The 14,954-nt window shown below is 43.0% G+C and carries 13 protein-coding genes; 8 read left to right on the top strand and 5 right to left on the bottom strand.

Features of this window, described 5'->3' with window-relative positions:
- Positions 1-179 precede the first annotated feature (179 nt).
- The 6 genes from gntR to ahpF all read left to right on the top strand — a co-directional run bounded on the left by gntR (position 180) and on the right by ahpF (position 7,820).
- Positions 180-911 (top strand): gluconate operon transcriptional repressor GntR, encoded by a 732-nt coding sequence (gntR, locus tag BGM23_RS01580; protein ID WP_003243132.1) that lies wholly within the window; start codon positions 180-182, stop codon positions 909-911.
- Complete coding sequence (gene gntK / locus BGM23_RS01575; RefSeq protein ID WP_009968422.1) at positions 904-2,445, top strand: gluconokinase; 1,542 nt, start codon at positions 904-906, stop codon at positions 2,443-2,445. The genes gntR and gntK overlap by 8 nt, the downstream gene beginning before the upstream one ends.
- A gap of 28 nt (positions 2,446-2,473) precedes the next feature.
- Complete coding sequence (gene gntP / locus BGM23_RS01570) at positions 2,474-3,820, top strand: gluconate permease GntP (protein ID WP_003243139.1); 1,347 nt, start codon at positions 2,474-2,476, stop codon at positions 3,818-3,820.
- Between the two features lie 22 nt (positions 3,821-3,842).
- Positions 3,843-5,249 carry a decarboxylating NADP(+)-dependent phosphogluconate dehydrogenase gene (gnd, locus tag BGM23_RS01565; RefSeq protein WP_003227004.1) on the top strand — a complete coding sequence of 469 codons (1,407 nt, stop codon included), beginning with the start codon at positions 3,843-3,845 and terminating at the stop codon, positions 5,247-5,249.
- A gap of 464 nt (positions 5,250-5,713) precedes the next feature.
- Positions 5,714-6,277: an alkyl hydroperoxide reductase subunit C gene (gene ahpC, locus BGM23_RS01560; RefSeq protein WP_003243686.1), complete on the top strand. Its 564-nt coding sequence runs from the start codon at positions 5,714-5,716 to the stop codon at positions 6,275-6,277.
- Between the two features lie 13 nt (positions 6,278-6,290).
- Positions 6,291-7,820, top strand: a complete 1,530-nt coding sequence (gene ahpF, locus BGM23_RS01555) for an alkyl hydroperoxide reductase subunit F (RefSeq protein WP_038428098.1) — start codon at positions 6,291-6,293, stop codon at positions 7,818-7,820.
- 109 nt (positions 7,821-7,929) lie between these two features.
- Here the strand turns inward: ahpF and bglA are convergent, their stop codons facing one another.
- Genes bglA through BGM23_RS21195 form a run of 3 tightly spaced genes read right to left on the bottom strand, consistent with a single transcriptional unit; the run spans position 7,930 to position 9,800 of the window.
- Positions 7,930-9,369, bottom strand: a complete 1,440-nt coding sequence (gene bglA / locus BGM23_RS01550; RefSeq protein ID WP_046664033.1) for a 6-phospho-beta-glucosidase BglA — start codon at positions 9,367-9,369, stop codon at positions 7,930-7,932.
- On the bottom strand, positions 9,311-9,613 hold the full coding sequence (locus BGM23_RS22065; protein WP_375847020.1) for a PTS sugar transporter subunit IIA: 303 nt from the start codon (positions 9,611-9,613) through the stop codon (positions 9,311-9,313). Before BGM23_RS22065 ends, bglA begins: the two co-directional genes overlap by 59 nt.
- Positions 9,522-9,800 (bottom strand): PTS sugar transporter subunit IIB, encoded by a 279-nt coding sequence (locus BGM23_RS21195; protein ID WP_082359940.1) that lies wholly within the window; start codon positions 9,798-9,800, stop codon positions 9,522-9,524. Before BGM23_RS21195 ends, BGM23_RS22065 begins: the two co-directional genes overlap by 92 nt.
- 156 nt (positions 9,801-9,956) lie before the next feature.
- On the opposite strand from BGM23_RS21195, the gene BGM23_RS01540 reads away from it, so the two are divergent.
- Entirely contained in the window at positions 9,957-10,667 is a 711-nt protein-coding gene (locus tag BGM23_RS01540) for a GntR family transcriptional regulator (RefSeq protein WP_046664034.1), read from the top strand.
- A 90-nt stretch (positions 10,668-10,757) separates the two neighbouring features.
- Here the strand turns inward: BGM23_RS01540 and BGM23_RS01535 are convergent, their stop codons facing one another.
- Together BGM23_RS01535 and BGM23_RS01530 are read right to left on the bottom strand one after the other, a co-directional pair.
- Positions 10,758-11,480, bottom strand: coding sequence for a peptide ABC transporter permease (locus tag BGM23_RS01535; RefSeq protein WP_014478516.1), 723 nt, complete (start codon positions 11,478-11,480; stop codon positions 10,758-10,760).
- A 20-nt stretch (positions 11,481-11,500) separates the two neighbouring features.
- The gene (locus BGM23_RS01530; protein WP_032722784.1) at positions 11,501-12,130 is read right to left on the bottom strand and encodes an ATP-binding cassette domain-containing protein; all 630 of its coding nucleotides are present in this window, start codon (positions 12,128-12,130) and stop codon (positions 11,501-11,503) included.
- 480 nt (positions 12,131-12,610) lie between these two features.
- On the opposite strand from BGM23_RS01530, the gene fbp reads away from it, so the two are divergent.
- Entirely contained in the window at positions 12,611-14,536 is a 1,926-nt protein-coding gene (fbp, locus tag BGM23_RS01525; RefSeq protein ID WP_032722785.1) for a fructose-1,6-bisphosphatase, read from the top strand.
- The last annotated feature ends 418 nt before the right edge of the window (positions 14,537-14,954 follow it).

Raw genomic sequence — 14,954 nt, 5'->3', positions numbered from 1 at the left:
AAAACATGATTCACTTATGCTAGTTATCTCCAATGTACCATATTCCATTTAGAAATAAATACCATAATGATTGGTAAAAATTTTATTAAAAATTAGAAATGAAAGTGTTTGCATAAAAGAAATATTCACGTTATCATACTTGTATACAAGTATACTTCTTGAGTGAGGAAGGTGAGTGTATGCTAGACTCCAAAGACCTGTTGTATCCCGCAAAATGGCTCTCAAAAGCGTCAACCGGGGTTCGTGTCGCATACGAGCTGAGAATGCGGATCGTTTCAGGCCTGATTGAAAGCGGTACCATTTTATCAGAAAATACAATCGCCGCCGAGTTTTCAGTAAGCCGTTCGCCGGTTCGCGAAGCGCTAAAAATACTCGCATCCGAAAAAATCATCCGCTTAGAACGAATGGGAGCGGTCGTAATTGGTTTAACTGAGAAGAAAATCGCGGAAATTTATGATGTGCGGTTACTATTAGAAACATTTGTCTTTGAACGGCTTGTCAAAATAGACATTGAGCCTTTAGTTAAGGATCTCAGCAAAATTCTTGAAATGATGAAAGTCTCAATCAAATATGAGGATGCTGACGAATTTTCATTTCAAGATGTGCTGTTCCATGAAACGATTATCCGAGCGATTGATCATTCATACATTCAGATGATCTGGAACAATCTAAAACCCGTCATGGAAAGCTTTATTCTTTTATCGATGCGGGTACGGTTAAAGGAAAAGTATGAAGACTTCACAAGGATTTTAGATAACCACGAGCTTTATATTCAAGCCATCAAAACAAAGGATAGGGCGCTGATGATTCAGTCTCTTCACCAAAACTTTGATGATGTGCAGGATAAGGTAGAAGACCTATGGCTCTCACAACAAATGCTGGCAAAAGGAGCTGAATACAACAATGACTAGTTATATGTTAGGAATCGATATCGGCACGACAAGCACAAAAGCTGTGCTGTTCAGTGAAAACGGAGATGTGGTACAGAAAGAAAGCATCGGCTACCCGCTCTATACACCGGACATCTCAACAGCTGAACAAAATCCGGAAGAGATTTTTCAGGCAGTCATCCATACAACAGCGAGAATTACAAAACAGCATCCCGAAAAACGGATCTCTTTCATTTCGTTCAGCAGCGCCATGCACAGCGTCATTGCAATCGACGAAAATGACAAGCCGCTGACGCCATGCATTACATGGGCCGACAACAGAAGTGAAGGCTGGGCGCATAAGATCAAAGAGGAATTGAACGGACATGAGGTGTACAAACGGACGGGAACACCGATTCATCCGATGGCACCGTTAAGTAAAATTGCCTGGATCACGAATGAAAGAAAAGAAATCGCTTCCAAGGCAAAAAAATATATCGGCATCAAAGAATACATTTTTAAACAGCTGTTCAATGAGTATGTCATCGATTACTCATTGGCATCAGCGACAGGCATGATGAACCTGAAGGGCTTGGATTGGGACGAAGAGGCACTGCGCATCGCAGGCATCACGCCGGATCACTTATCCAAACTCGTGCCGACAACCGAGATCTTTCAGCACTGCAGCCCGGAAATAGCGATCCAAATGGGAATCGATCCGGAAACGCCTTTTGTCATCGGCGCCAGCGACGGCGTGCTGTCCAACCTCGGCGTCAACGCCATTAAAAAGGGTGAAATCGCCGTCACCATCGGTACAAGCGGTGCCATTCGGACGATTATTGACAAGCCGCAAACCGATGAAAAAGGGAGAATTTTTTGCTATGCCTTGACGGACAAGCATTGGGTTATTGGGGGACCTGTGAACAATGGGGGCATCGTCCTTCGCTGGATCAGAGACGAGTTTGCCTCCTCCGAAATCGAAACAGCGACACGGCTGGGCATTGATCCATATGACGTGCTGACGAAAATTGCCCAACGCGTCAGACCCGGTTCTGACGGTCTGCTGTTCCACCCATATCTCGCCGGAGAACGCGCTCCGTTGTGGAATCCGGATGTACGCGGCTCATTTTTCGGCTTGACCATGTCGCATAAGAAAGAGCATATGATACGCGCGGCATTGGAAGGCGTCATTTACAACCTGTACACGGTGTTCTTGGCGTTAACTGAATGCATGGATGGCCCGGTAACCCGCATCCAAGCGACAGGGGGTTTTGCAAGGTCAGAGGTTTGGCGCCAAATGATGTCGGATATCTTCGAATCAGAGGTTGTCGTTCCGGAAAGCTACGAAAGCTCATGTCTCGGCGCCTGCATTTTAGGCCTGTATGCAACAGGAAAAATTGACTCTTTCGACGCCGTGTCCGACATGATCGGCAGCACATACAGACATACGCCGATCGAAGACTCAGCCAAGGAATACAGAACATTAATGCCGATTTTCATCAATCTATCAAGATTATTAGAAAATCAATATACACAAATTGCAGATTATCAGAGGGGCTTAATCACACACAAATAGTACATGACATGAAGGGGAGGGCATTACCATGCCGTTAATCATCGTTGCACTTGGGATCTTAGCATTACTATTTCTGATTATGGGCTTAAAATTAAACACATTTATTTCCCTGCTGGTCGTATCGTTCGGCGTGGCACTGGCACTCGGGATGCCGTTCGATAAAGTTGTCAGCTCCATCGAAGCAGGGATAGGGGGGACTCTTGGCCACATCGCGCTCATCTTCGGACTCGGTGCGATGCTGGGCAAGCTGATCGCGGATTCAGGAGGCGCACAGCGCATTGCGATGACGCTCGTCAACAAATTTGGCGAGAAAAATATTCAATGGGCCGTTGTCATTGCCTCATTCATTATTGGGATTGCGTTATTTTTTGAAGTAGGACTGGTTCTATTAATTCCGATTGTCTTTGCGATTTCAAGAGAATTGAAGATTTCTATTTTATTTCTCGGAATCCCGATGGTCGCGGCACTATCCGTCACACACGGTTTCCTGCCGCCGCACCCGGGACCTACGGCGATCGCCGGTGAGTATGGCGCAAACATTGGAGAAGTGCTGCTGTACGGCTTTATCGTTGCTGTTCCGACAGTGCTCATCGCAGGGCCGTTATTTACAAAGTTTGCGAAAAAAATCGTTCCTGCATCATTTGCGAAAAACGGCAATATTGCATCACTCGGCACACAAAAAACGTTTAACCTTGAAGAAACACCCGGCTTTGGAATCAGTGTCTTTACCGCAATGCTCCCGATTATCATCATGTCGGTCGCGACCATTATCGACCTGCTTCAAGAAACAATCGGGTTTGCAGATAACGGAGTTTTAGCTTTTATCAGATTGATTGGAAACGCATCGACTGCTATGATTATTTCGTTATTGGTCGCAGTCTATACAATGGGCATCAAGCGCAACATTCCAGTCAAAACCGTGATGGATTCTTGTTCAACTGCCATTTCACAAATCGGCATGATGCTTTTGATCATCGGAGGAGGCGGCGCCTTCAAACAAGTGCTGATCAACGGCGGTGTCGGCGATTACGTAGCAGACTTATTCAAAGGAACGGCATTATCGCCAATCATTCTGGCATGGCTCATCGCGGCGATCCTGCGCATTTCTCTAGGATCAGCGACTGTTGCCGCACTAAGCACAACAGGTCTGGTCATTCCGTTATTGGGCCATTCTGATGTTAACCTGGCGTTAGTCGTACTCGCAACAGGCGCCGGAAGTGTCATCGCTTCACACGTCAATGACGCCGGCTTCTGGATGTTCAAGGAATACTTCGGATTAAGCATGAAAGAAACATTTGCCACATGGACATTGCTGGAAACCATTATTTCCGTTGCTGGACTGGGATTCATTTTATTGTTAAGTTTAGTTGTATGAAATTAAGAAGGAGCTGTAACACATGTTCAATACGATTGGTGTCATAGGCTTAGGCGTAATGGGAAGCAACATCGCCTTAAACATGGCAATTAAAGGCGAAAACGTCGCTGTCTATAATTACACCAGAGATTTAACGGACCAGCTTATCCAAAAGCTGGATGGACAATCTCTCAGCCCGTATTACGAGCTTGAGGACTTTGTTCAATCGTTAGAAAAACCAAGAAAAATCTTTTTGATGGTCACAGCGGGAAAACCCGTAGATTCCGTCATCCAATCATTAAAGCCTTTGCTTGAAGAAGGCGACGTCATCATGGACGGAGGAAACTCCCACTATGAAGACACAGAAAGAAGATATGAGGAGCTGAAGAAAAAAGGGATCGGCTACCTGGGAGTCGGCATTTCCGGCGGTGAAGTCGGCGCATTAACAGGACCTTCTATCATGCCGGGCGGAGATCGCGACGTCTATGAGAAAGCCGCTCCTATCCTGACAAAAATCGCAGCCCAAGTCGGAGATGACCCTTGCTGTGTCTATATCGGACCAAAAGGGGCAGGGCACTTTACAAAAATGGTGCACAACGGCATTGAATATGCCGACATGCAGCTGATTGCAGAAGCGTATACGTTTCTAAGAGAAACGCTTCGTCTGCCGCTAGATGAAATTGCATCTATTTTTGAAACATGGAATCAAGGTGAGCTGAAAAGCTATTTAATAGAGATTACAGCTGAGATTTTACGCAAAAAAGACGAAAAAACAGGACAGCCTCTGATCGATGTCATCCTTGATAAAACCGGACAAAAAGGCACTGGGAAATGGACGAGCATGCAGGCGATTGATAACGGCATCCCGTCCACGATCATCACAGAGTCCTTGTTCGCCCGCTACTTGTCATCCTTAAAAGAAGAACGGATGGCAGCTCAAGACGTATTAGCAGGCCCGGAATCCGAAGAAAAACATTTGGATAAAGACACCTGGATTGAATACGTCAGACAGGCTCTTTACATGGGGAAAGTATGCGCCTATGCACAAGGCTTTGCCCAATATAAGATGTCATCTGAGCTTTACGGCTGGAATCTGCCGCTCAAAGACATTGCCTTGATTTTCCGAGGCGGCTGCATCATCCGCGCTGATTTCCTAAACGTGATCAGCGAAGCATTCAGTGAGCAGCCAAATCTGGCAAACCTGCTGATCGCGCCTTATTTCACAGATAAGCTCCATGACTATCAAACAGGCCTGCGAAAAGTCGTTTGCGAGGGTATCAGCACCGGAAGCTCATTCCCATGCTTAACAACAGCGCTCTCTTATTACGACGGCTACCGCACAGGGCGTTCCAATGCGAACCTCTTGCAGGCGCAGCGCGATTACTTTGGCGCTCATACGTATGAACGGACTGATATGGATGGCGTTTTCCATACAAATTGGTCTGAATAACCTGTATCAAAAACACGGTCAGTTTCAACTGAACCGTGTTTTTTTCTTCTATCCCAAACAACAGAAGACATAAGTTATGTTTTAAATATCATAAACAGTGATACAATAATAGCTAGAAACAATCCCCAAGATCATCATGTGACAGCAGCTTGCTGTTCCGTTCAATTCTGCTTTTTGGCCATTGTCCTTTGCCCTTGCCCATGGTGTCATAAAATGTTCAAATGCCAAAACGGCCTGTCATTCTGATTTACAAAAGTCCCTGAAAACCTTGTCTAATTGAGAATCAGCCTCTCATTTGTTATAAAAGAAATGCCTAAATCCTACCTGTCACACCTTTAGTAAGATGAAAAAAAGTAGGTTATGGCTTGACAAAAAATATATATTAATTAATAATTCATATATAATTAGAATTATTATTGAAAGCGATTATGCTTTCTAATACATTTTTAGGAGGAATATACATTATGTCTTTAATCGGTAAAGAAGTACTTCCATTCGAAGCAAAAGCATTCAAAAACGGTGAATTCATCGATGTAACAAACGAAGATTTGAAAGGCCAATGGAGCGTATTCTGCTTCTACCCAGCAGATTTCTCTTTCGTATGCCCAACTGAGCTTGAAGATCTTCAAGAACAATATGCTGCTCTTAAAGAATTAGGTGTTGAAGTCTACTCTGTTTCTACAGATACTCACTTCGTACACAAAGGCTGGCATGACAGCTCTGAAAAAATCAGCAAAATCACTTACGCAATGATCGGTGACCCATCTCAAACAATTTCTCGCAACTTCGATGTTCTTGACGAAGAAACTGGCCTTGCTGACCGCGGAACATTCATCATCGATCCAGACGGCGTTATCCAAACTGTTGAAATCAATGCAGGCGGTATCGGCCGTGACGCAAGCAACCTTGTAAACAAAGTAAAAGCAGCTCAATACGTTCGTCAAAACCCAGGTGAAGTTTGCCCGGCTAAATGGGAAGAAGGCGGCGAAACTCTTACACCTAGCCTTGATCTAGTAGGTAAAATCTAAGGAGTGCATTCAATTGGTACTTGATGCAAACATCAAAGCACAATTAAATCAATATATGCAGCTAATTGAGAATGATATTGTTCTCAAAGTTAGCGCAGGCGAAGATGACACTTCTAAGGACATGCTGGCTCTCGTTGATGAGCTGGCTTCCATGTCATCGAAAATTTCAGTTGAAAAAGCTGAATTAAACAGAACGCCGAGCTTCAGTGTCAATCGTGTCGGAGAAGACACTGGCGTGACTTTCGCCGGTATCCCTCTGGGCCACGAATTCACATCATTAGTGTTGGCGCTGCTCCAAGTGAGCGGCAGACCGCCTAAGGTGGACCAAAAAGTCATTGATCAGGTGAAGAAGATCAGTGGTGAATACCACTTCGAATCTTATATCAGCCTGACATGCCACAACTGTCCTGATGTTGTACAAGCTTTAAACATGATGAGCGTGCTGAACCCGAACATTACGCACACGATGATTGACGGTGCAGCATACAAAGCAGAAGTTGAAAGCAAAAACATCATGGCAGTGCCGACCGTTTACCTGAATGGCGAATCCTTCGGAAGCGGCCGTATGACGCTTGAAGAAATTCTTGCGAAAATGGGCAGCGGCACAGATGCATCTGAGTTTGCTGACAAAGAGCCGTTTGACGTTCTTGTTGTCGGAGGCGGACCTGCTGGTGCAAGTGCAGCGATCTACACTGCACGTAAAGGCATCCGCACTGGTGTTGTCGCTGAACGCTTCGGCGGACAGGTACTCGACACCATGAGCATCGAAAACTTCATCAGCGTCAAAGCGACGGAAGGACCGAAGCTTGCGGCAAGTCTTGAAGAGCATGTGAAGGAATATGATATTGATGTCATGAACCTTCAGCGTGCGAAACGCCTTGAGAAGAAAGATCTGTTCGAACTTGAACTCGAAAACGGCGCTGTCCTGAAAAGTAAAACAGTGATCCTTTCAACAGGTGCACGCTGGCGCAATGTCAACGTACCAGGTGAACAAGAGTTCAAAAACAAAGGTGTCGCATACTGCCCGCACTGTGATGGGCCATTGTTTGAAGGCAAAGACGTAGCGGTAATCGGCGGCGGAAACTCTGGTATTGAAGCAGCGATTGACCTTGCAGGTATTGTCAATCACGTTACTGTGCTAGAGTTCGCACCGGAACTGAAAGCAGACGAAGTCCTGCAAAAACGTCTCTACAGCCTGCCTAACGTTACTGTTGTAAAAAACGCACAAACAAAAGAAATCACAGGCGATCAGAGCGTTAACGGCATCACATACGTAGACCGCGAAACAGGCGAAGAAAAACACGTTGAACTTCAAGGTGTATTCGTCCAAATCGGTCTCGTGCCAAACACAGAATGGTTAGAAGGAACGGTTGAACGCAACCGCATCGGCGAAATCATTGTCGACAAACACGGCGCAACAAGCGTACCAGGCTTATTTGCTGCCGGCGACTGCACAGACAGTGCGTACAATCAAATTATTATTTCTATGGGATCAGGTGCAACTGCCGCCCTCGGCGCGTTTGATTACCTAATCCGTAACTGATAAAAAAATCCGCTATATTGCCAGATTGGCAGGATAGCGGATTTTTCTTTTTCTACAGAAAAACCCGAACCAGGCACTACGGTAAAAGTGCTCGATTCGGGCCAGCTTCTTATAGTTCCTCGCCGTTCGTTTGAATGACATTTTTGTACCACTCAAAGGAATCTTTCTTATACCGCTTCATGGATCCGTTTCCTTCATTGTCACGATCAACATAGATCATGCCGTAGCGTTTTTTCATTTCGCCAGTTGTGAAGGAGACAATATCAATAATGCCCCACGGCGTGTAGCCAATTAAATCAACACCATCGTACGTGACCGCTTTTTTCAATGCTTCAATATGCGATTTTAAATATTGAATGCGTTCCGGATCATGAACCTTGCCGTCCTCCTCCAGCGTATCCACTGCCCCAAAGCCATTTTCAACGATGAATAACGGGATTTGGTATCGGTCATAAAAACGATTTAACGTATATCTCAGCCCGGTTGGATCAATCGCCCATCCCCAGTCACTCGAAGTGATGTACGGATTTTCGACACCATTCGGCAAGCCGCCATTGACAATATCGCCAGTGTTATCATTTTTCACATCGCTTTTCACAGTTGTTGACATGTAATAGCTGAAGCCTAAGTAATCGACGGTTCCGTTTCTTAAAATCTCATCATCGCCGTCTTCGAATGTGATGTTGTAGCCTTCGCGTTCAAATTCCTTCAACGCGTAGCTTGGATAATAACCGCGCACCTGTACATCAGGGAAGAAATAGCGCTGCCTCATTTCTTCTTCAGCCAGCATCACATCTTCAGGATTGGAGGAGAAAGGATAAATCGGCACATGTGATACCATAGCCCCGATCTGGAACTCTGGATTGATGTCTTTTCCTTTTGCCACTGCTAATGCGCTCGCCACTAGTTCGTGGTGCGCCGTTTGGTACATGACTTCCTTGGCGTTTTCGTTTTCGTCAACCACAACACCTGAATTCGTCCATAGGAACAGCGGATTGTTCACATCCATTTGGTTGTTGATCTCGTTAAATGTCATCCAGTACTTCACTTTCTCTTTGTAACGGGTAAAGCAAGCATCTGCAAAGTTGACGAAGAAGTCCACGACTTTCCGGTTTCTGAAGCCGCCATATTCTCTTGCCAGGTGCAGCGGCATTTCAAAGTGAGACAGGGTAATGACCGGCTCGATCCCATGCTTCAGCAATTCATCAAACACATCATCATAAAACTGCAAACCAGCTTCGTTCGGTTCAGCCTCATCGCCTTTCGGAAAAATGCGGCTCCAGCCGATGGACGTCCGCAGACATTTTAATCCCATTTCCGCAAACAAAGCGATATCTTCCTTGTATCTGTGATAGAAATCAATGGCTTCATGGTTTGGATAAAATTCGTTTTCTTCAATCGTGTCAGTGATTTTTCTCGGCACGCCGTGCGCACCCGCTGTCATCACATCGACGACACTCGGCCCTTTACCGCCTTGATTCCATCCGCCTTCAAATTGGTGGGCAGCTAAAGCACCGCCCCATAAAAAATCCTTTGGCATGTTTCCCATGTTTAATTCCTCCTAAGCTTACGACTGTAAATATTTTTTGATGTAATGCACTTTCCTCAATGTCTTCAATGAAAGCTTTATCAAACTCAACAAGCACTTCGCCTTTTTTGACGGTATCGCCTTCTTTTACCTTCAAGGAAAAAGGCGTGCCGTCAAATGTCACCGTATCCAGCCCGATGTGCGCAAGCAATTCGACGCCGGACGCTGAACGCAGGCCAATCGCATGCTTTGTAGGCGTAACCATGACAACCGTAATGACGCCGGGATGGTAGCATCGATTTCACGATATCCTTCGCTTTAGGGGTAGACCGCTTCAGCACCAATCGAAGTCTGGAAGCGCAGCGAGAAGCCCCAATCACATTCTCTTCCCCGCCTACGGCCTCTAAAATGTCTTTTGCTAGTCTCGTATAATCTCTCACTTTCCCCGACATTTCACCCACCCCTTCGTTTTGGTTACGCTTTCATTATAATTGTACCGGTATAATTTATCAACGCCGAAACAAAATATTTACGCACTAACTATCATTGTAAGCGGTTTATGCTATAATTTTGACAAGTGAAACTAAACGAATAAATGAGGAATGCGTATGTTAAAATACCAGCAAATCGCAACGGAAATTGAAACATATATAGAAGAACACCAGCTTCAGCAGGGAGACAAACTGCCAGTCCTAGAAACCCTCATGGCCCAGTTTGAAGTCAGCAAAAGCACCATCACAAAGTCCCTCGAGCTATTAGAGCAAAAAGGCGCGATCTTTCAGGTCAGAGGAAGCGGCATTTTCGTCAGAAAACATAAACGAAAAGGCTATATCAGCCTTCTGTCGAATCAGGGATTTAAAAAAGATCTCGAGGATTTCAACGTCACCTCAAAAGTCATCGAACTGGACGTGAGAAAGCCAACACCGGAAGCGGCGGAAAACCTGAATATCGAAATAAACGAGGACATCTACTATGTCAAAAGGGTCCGCTACATCAACGGCCAGACCCTTTGCTACGAAGAGTCTTACTACAACAAATCGATCGTGACGTATTTAAACAACGAAATCGTCTCCCACTCCATCTTCCATTACATCCGGGAAGGACTGGGGTTGAAGATTGGTTTTTCTGATTTGTTTCTGCACGTGGACCAGCTTAATGAGGAGGAAGCGGAATATTTGGGGTTAGAGGCTGGACTGCCGAAGCTGTATATAGAAAGTATTTTTCACCTGACAAATGGGCAGCCGTTTGATTACTCGAAGATTTCGTATAATTATAAGCAGTCGCAGTTTGTGGTGCAGGCTAATAGTTTTTTATTGTGAAATTCGGTATCTAATAGGATTTCTTTTAATAATTCTCCACCAAATATTATGTTCAAAAAAAGCTACTTCACAGTGAAGTAGCTTCCTTTATTAAATGCCCATTTTGATCCATCTAGTTTTAGAAAAGCGAAGGATAATCGCATTTATGATAATAATTGAAACTAAATACAAAATAATAAATAAAACATCATTACTCCCAAGTGTCATGTTATCAGATTGCAGCACTCTTTCTATTCGGGGATACATAGTGTTACCTGCCTCAAAAGGAGCAATGAAACCAAACGTTTTATTGCTTATAGCTACTAAGATAACAGAAGTCATCCAATAAACGATACTGACACCTATACTAATTAATATATTAGGACATAACATGCTTATAGTTCCGATAATTAGAATATACTGCAGTATAACTGCAGAAAATAAAAAAAGTAATAATGCAAAATGCGAAAAATCATGGTACATCAACGATATGATTAGCAGGCCTAGCGTTATAAATGCAAAACATTCCAAAAATAAAACAGCTATCTTTTTATAAAAGAAAGTATAGATGTTCTCTCCAATTAACTTGTAAAAGAGAATATTTTTGTTTGAATACTCTCTATTAATAAAGAAAGCTATAACAAATGAAAATAACATCAAACCAAACTGGGTCGCAACAGTATAGGAGCTAAAGAAAAACATTTCAGGTGTAACATTGCTGACTTTATCAATTCCAACAAGTAAAAAATAACCCAGCAAAAATAAAAATACAAACATTGCTCCTAAAATAATGATAACTTTGTTGCTAATACTCTTTTTAAACTCTAATTTCATCTCAAGCCCCCACTGTTTTATTACTCATTTATATACACTTCAATTAATTTATCCACTGAATGATATTGTTGAATTTCTTGGTGATTAAATATATAATAATCCCCTTCTATCGCCTTTAAATCAGACAAATCATGTGTAATGTTGATGATAATCTTCTCGGGGTTCTCCTGAATATACTTGTTTAAGAAGCCATGAATCTCTATAACCGTTTTTTTGTCTAATGAATTCGTTATTTCATCTAAAACAATAATATTTTTATCCTCTAATAAGAAACTGAGCAATTTTAATTTTTGCTTTTGTCCATCACTCAAATTTTTGATCAGAACTTTTCCATCAATATTATCCAGATTAAGTAAATGTGCGATTTTATCTATCATTTCTGCATCAAATTTTTTACTCAAAAAGTGTAATAAAAAGTCCTTAGAAACATCATTAGGTATATTCGAAGAGCTGGATATTAAAGAAACATTTTGACGAATATCTCTGCCGATTCTTTTGCTATTATTTAACAAAAAGTCTTTAGCAAGCTGTGATTTACCGACTCCATTTTTTCCAACAACGTGATTAATTTTCCCGCTCGAAAAATGCAAGTTGGTGTCCTGAAGTAACGTTTTGCCTTTCACTTTTAAAGTGTAATTCGCTATATTCATATACATACTCCTAGGAAATATTTGTATTTTCGAGGTGCCTCTTTCGTTTCCGGTTTGGAAATGTAAGAAATGTTTTTCGATGATTAATCTGGATATCTTTTACTCTAGTTTACAATATATAACACTCAATGTACAACAACGGCAGTTTCCTCAAGGCAATTCCTTACAAGATAACTGACAACAAGCTAAATAAATGGATCGTCAATACCATATCAATGCATATTGATAACAACAATAAGGAGGATACTGAACCTTTTAGCCTAAGCCCTTGACTAAATAACCTCCTCCGTAAATTCTGCTGAAAGGTTTTTCAGCTCTAGCTGCCTTAATCTTTCACTCGTTTCAATTGTCTATAAAAGCAGTTATGCGGTACTATCATATAAAGGTCCAATGATGAAAAACAATGACATACTTTTAAATGCACCTTATCATGCACATGATCATATATAGGGGTTTATTCTAAAAAGGGGATGGACGATTTTGGAAAGCAAGTACCTAGATCTACTCGCGCAAAAATACGATTGTGAAGAAAAAGTGGTAACAGAAATCATTAATTTGAAAGCGATATTGAACCTGCCAAAGGGCACCGAGCATTTTGTCAGTGATTTGCACGGGGAGTATCAGGCATTCCAGCACGTGCTGCGCAATGGTTCAGGACGAGTCAAAGAGAAGATACGCGACATTTTCAGCGGTGTCATTTACGATAGAGAAATCGATGAATTAGCAGCACTGGTCTATTATCCGGAAGACAAACTGAAGTTAATCAAACATGACTTTGATGCGAAAGCAGCATTAAACGAGTGGTATAAAGAAACGATTAACCGAATGATTAAGCTCGTTTCATATTGCTCCTCCAAGTATACCCGCTCCAAACTGCGCAAAGCACTGCCTACTCAGTTTGCTTATATTACGGAGGAGCTGCTATACAAAACAGAACAAGCAGGCAACAAGGAGCAATATTACTCCGAAATCATTGATCAGATCATTGAGCTTGGCCAAGCCGATAAGCTGATCACCGGCCTTGCTTACAGCGTTCAGCGGCTGGTGGTCGACCATCTGCATGTGGTCGGCGATATTTACGACCGCGGCCCGCAGCCGGATAGGATTATGGAAGAACTGATCAACTATCATTCTGTCGATATTCAGTGGGGAAATCACGATGTCCTTTGGATCGGAGCCTATGCCGGGTCCAAAGTGTGCTTGGCCAATATTATCCGCATCTGTGCCCGCTACGATAACTTGGATATTATTGAAGACGTGTACGGCATCAACCTGAGACCGCTGCTGAACCTGGCCGAAAAATATTACGATGATAATCCAGCGTTCCGTCCAAAAGCAGACGACAACAGGCCAGAGGATGAGATTAAGCAAATCACAAAAATCCATCAAGCGATTGCGATGATCCAATTCAAGCTTGAGAGTCCGATTATCAAGAGACGGCCGAACTTTAATATGGAAGAGCGGCTGTTATTAGAGAAAATAGATTATGACAAAAACGAAATCACGCTAAACGGAAAAACATATCAATTGGAAAACACCTGCTTTGCGACGATTAATCCGGAGCAGCCAGATCAGCTATTAGAAGAAGAAACAGAAGTCATAGACAAGCTGCTGTTCTCTGTCCAGCATTCCGAAAAGCTGGGCCGTCATATGAATTTTATGATGAAAAAAGGCAGCCTTTATTTAAAATATAACGGCAACCTGTTGATTCACGGCTGTATTCCTGTCGATGAAAACGGCAATATGGAAACGATGATGATTGAGGATAAACCGTATGCGGGCCGTGAGCTGCTCGATGTATTTGAACGATTCTTACGGGAAGCCTTTGCCCACCCGGAAGAAACCGATGACCTGGCGACAGATATGGCCTGGTATTTATGGACAGGCGAATACTCCTCTCTCTTCGGAAAACGGGCCATGACGACATTTGAGCGGTATTTCATTAAAGAGAAGGAAACGCATAAAGAAAAGAAAAACCCGTATTATTATTTACGCGAGGACGAGGCAACCTGCCGAAACATCCTGGCAGAATTCGGCCTCAATCCAGATCATGGCCATATCATCAACGGCCATACACCGGTAAAAGAAATCGAAGGAGAAGACCCAATCAAAGCAAACGGAAAAATGATCGTCATCGACGGCGGCTTCTCCAAAGCCTACCAATCCACAACAGGCATCGCCGGCTACACACTGCTATACAACTCCTACGGCATGCAGCTCGTCGCCCATAAACACTTCAACTCCAAGGCAGAAGTCCTAAGCACCGGAACCGACGTCTTAACGGTCAAACGATTAGTGGACAAAGAACTTGAGCGGAAGAAAGTGAAGGAAACGAATGTGGGTGAGGAACTGTTGCAGGAAGTAGCGATTTTGGAGAGTTTGCGGGAGTATCGGTATATGAAGTGAGGTATACGGGGTTCAGAGATTATTCTCTGGGCTCTTTTTTTGGTTTTCCATTATCTCATTTAGCACTGTAAATTACAATTTTCTGCAACGTTTTAATTCATAAATGCGTAAATAAAATGCCAATACAAATATAGAGTGTGCTATTTTGTATGAACAAAAAATGAAAAATGAAATGATTTGCTATCAAACAAACCCCCAAAAAGATTACCATGAAGTTTACTTATTAACATGAAAAAGAAGGGCATGGGAGCCGGAAATGATTTAAAGGGCAGAGGGCATTTCTTTTTTAAGAACACATGAACTAAATAATCACTATCAGTTAAATTTCTATTGATCTCCTCTAACTTTAGTAAAGTGAATTGCATTGTGCGCATCCAATTGATACAAAGAATTATAAATAAAAGGAGAGAGCCTGACA

It is taken from the genome of Bacillus sp. FJAT-14266, from assembly GCF_001719225.1.
GTDB lineage: Bacteria > Bacillota > Bacilli > Bacillales > Bacillaceae > Bacillus > Bacillus subtilis.
This window is presented reverse-complemented; position numbering and strand designations above follow the sequence as displayed.

What these genes read in the sequence shown, in the direction of transcription:
- gntR (WP_003243132.1), top strand. Translation starts at nt 180, where the DNA reads ATGCTAGACTCCAAAGACCTGTTGTATCCCGCAAAATGGCTCTCAAAA.
- gntK (WP_009968422.1), top strand. Translation starts at nt 904, where the DNA reads ATGACTAGTTATATGTTAGGAATCGATATCGGCACGACAAGCACAAAA.
- gntP (WP_003243139.1), top strand. Translation starts at nt 2,474, where the DNA reads ATGCCGTTAATCATCGTTGCACTTGGGATCTTAGCATTACTATTTCTG.
- gnd (WP_003227004.1), top strand. Translation starts at nt 3,843, where the DNA reads ATGTTCAATACGATTGGTGTCATAGGCTTAGGCGTAATGGGAAGCAAC.
- ahpC (WP_003243686.1), top strand. Translation starts at nt 5,714, where the DNA reads ATGTCTTTAATCGGTAAAGAAGTACTTCCATTCGAAGCAAAAGCATTC.
- bglA (WP_046664033.1), bottom strand. Translation starts at nt 9,369, where the DNA reads ATGGGAAACATGCCAAAGGATTTTTTATGGGGCGGTGCTTTAGCTGCC.
- BGM23_RS22065 (WP_375847020.1), bottom strand. Translation starts at nt 9,613, where the DNA reads ATGGTTACGCCTACAAAGCATGCGATTGGCCTGCGTTCAGCGTCCGGC.
- BGM23_RS21195 (WP_082359940.1), bottom strand. Translation starts at nt 9,800, where the DNA reads ATGTCGGGGAAAGTGAGAGATTATACGAGACTAGCAAAAGACATTTTA.
- BGM23_RS01540 (WP_046664034.1), top strand. Translation starts at nt 9,957, where the DNA reads ATGTTAAAATACCAGCAAATCGCAACGGAAATTGAAACATATATAGAA.
- BGM23_RS01535 (WP_014478516.1), bottom strand. Translation starts at nt 11,480, where the DNA reads ATGAAATTAGAGTTTAAAAAGAGTATTAGCAACAAAGTTATCATTATT.
- BGM23_RS01530 (WP_032722784.1), bottom strand. Translation starts at nt 12,130, where the DNA reads ATGAATATAGCGAATTACACTTTAAAAGTGAAAGGCAAAACGTTACTT.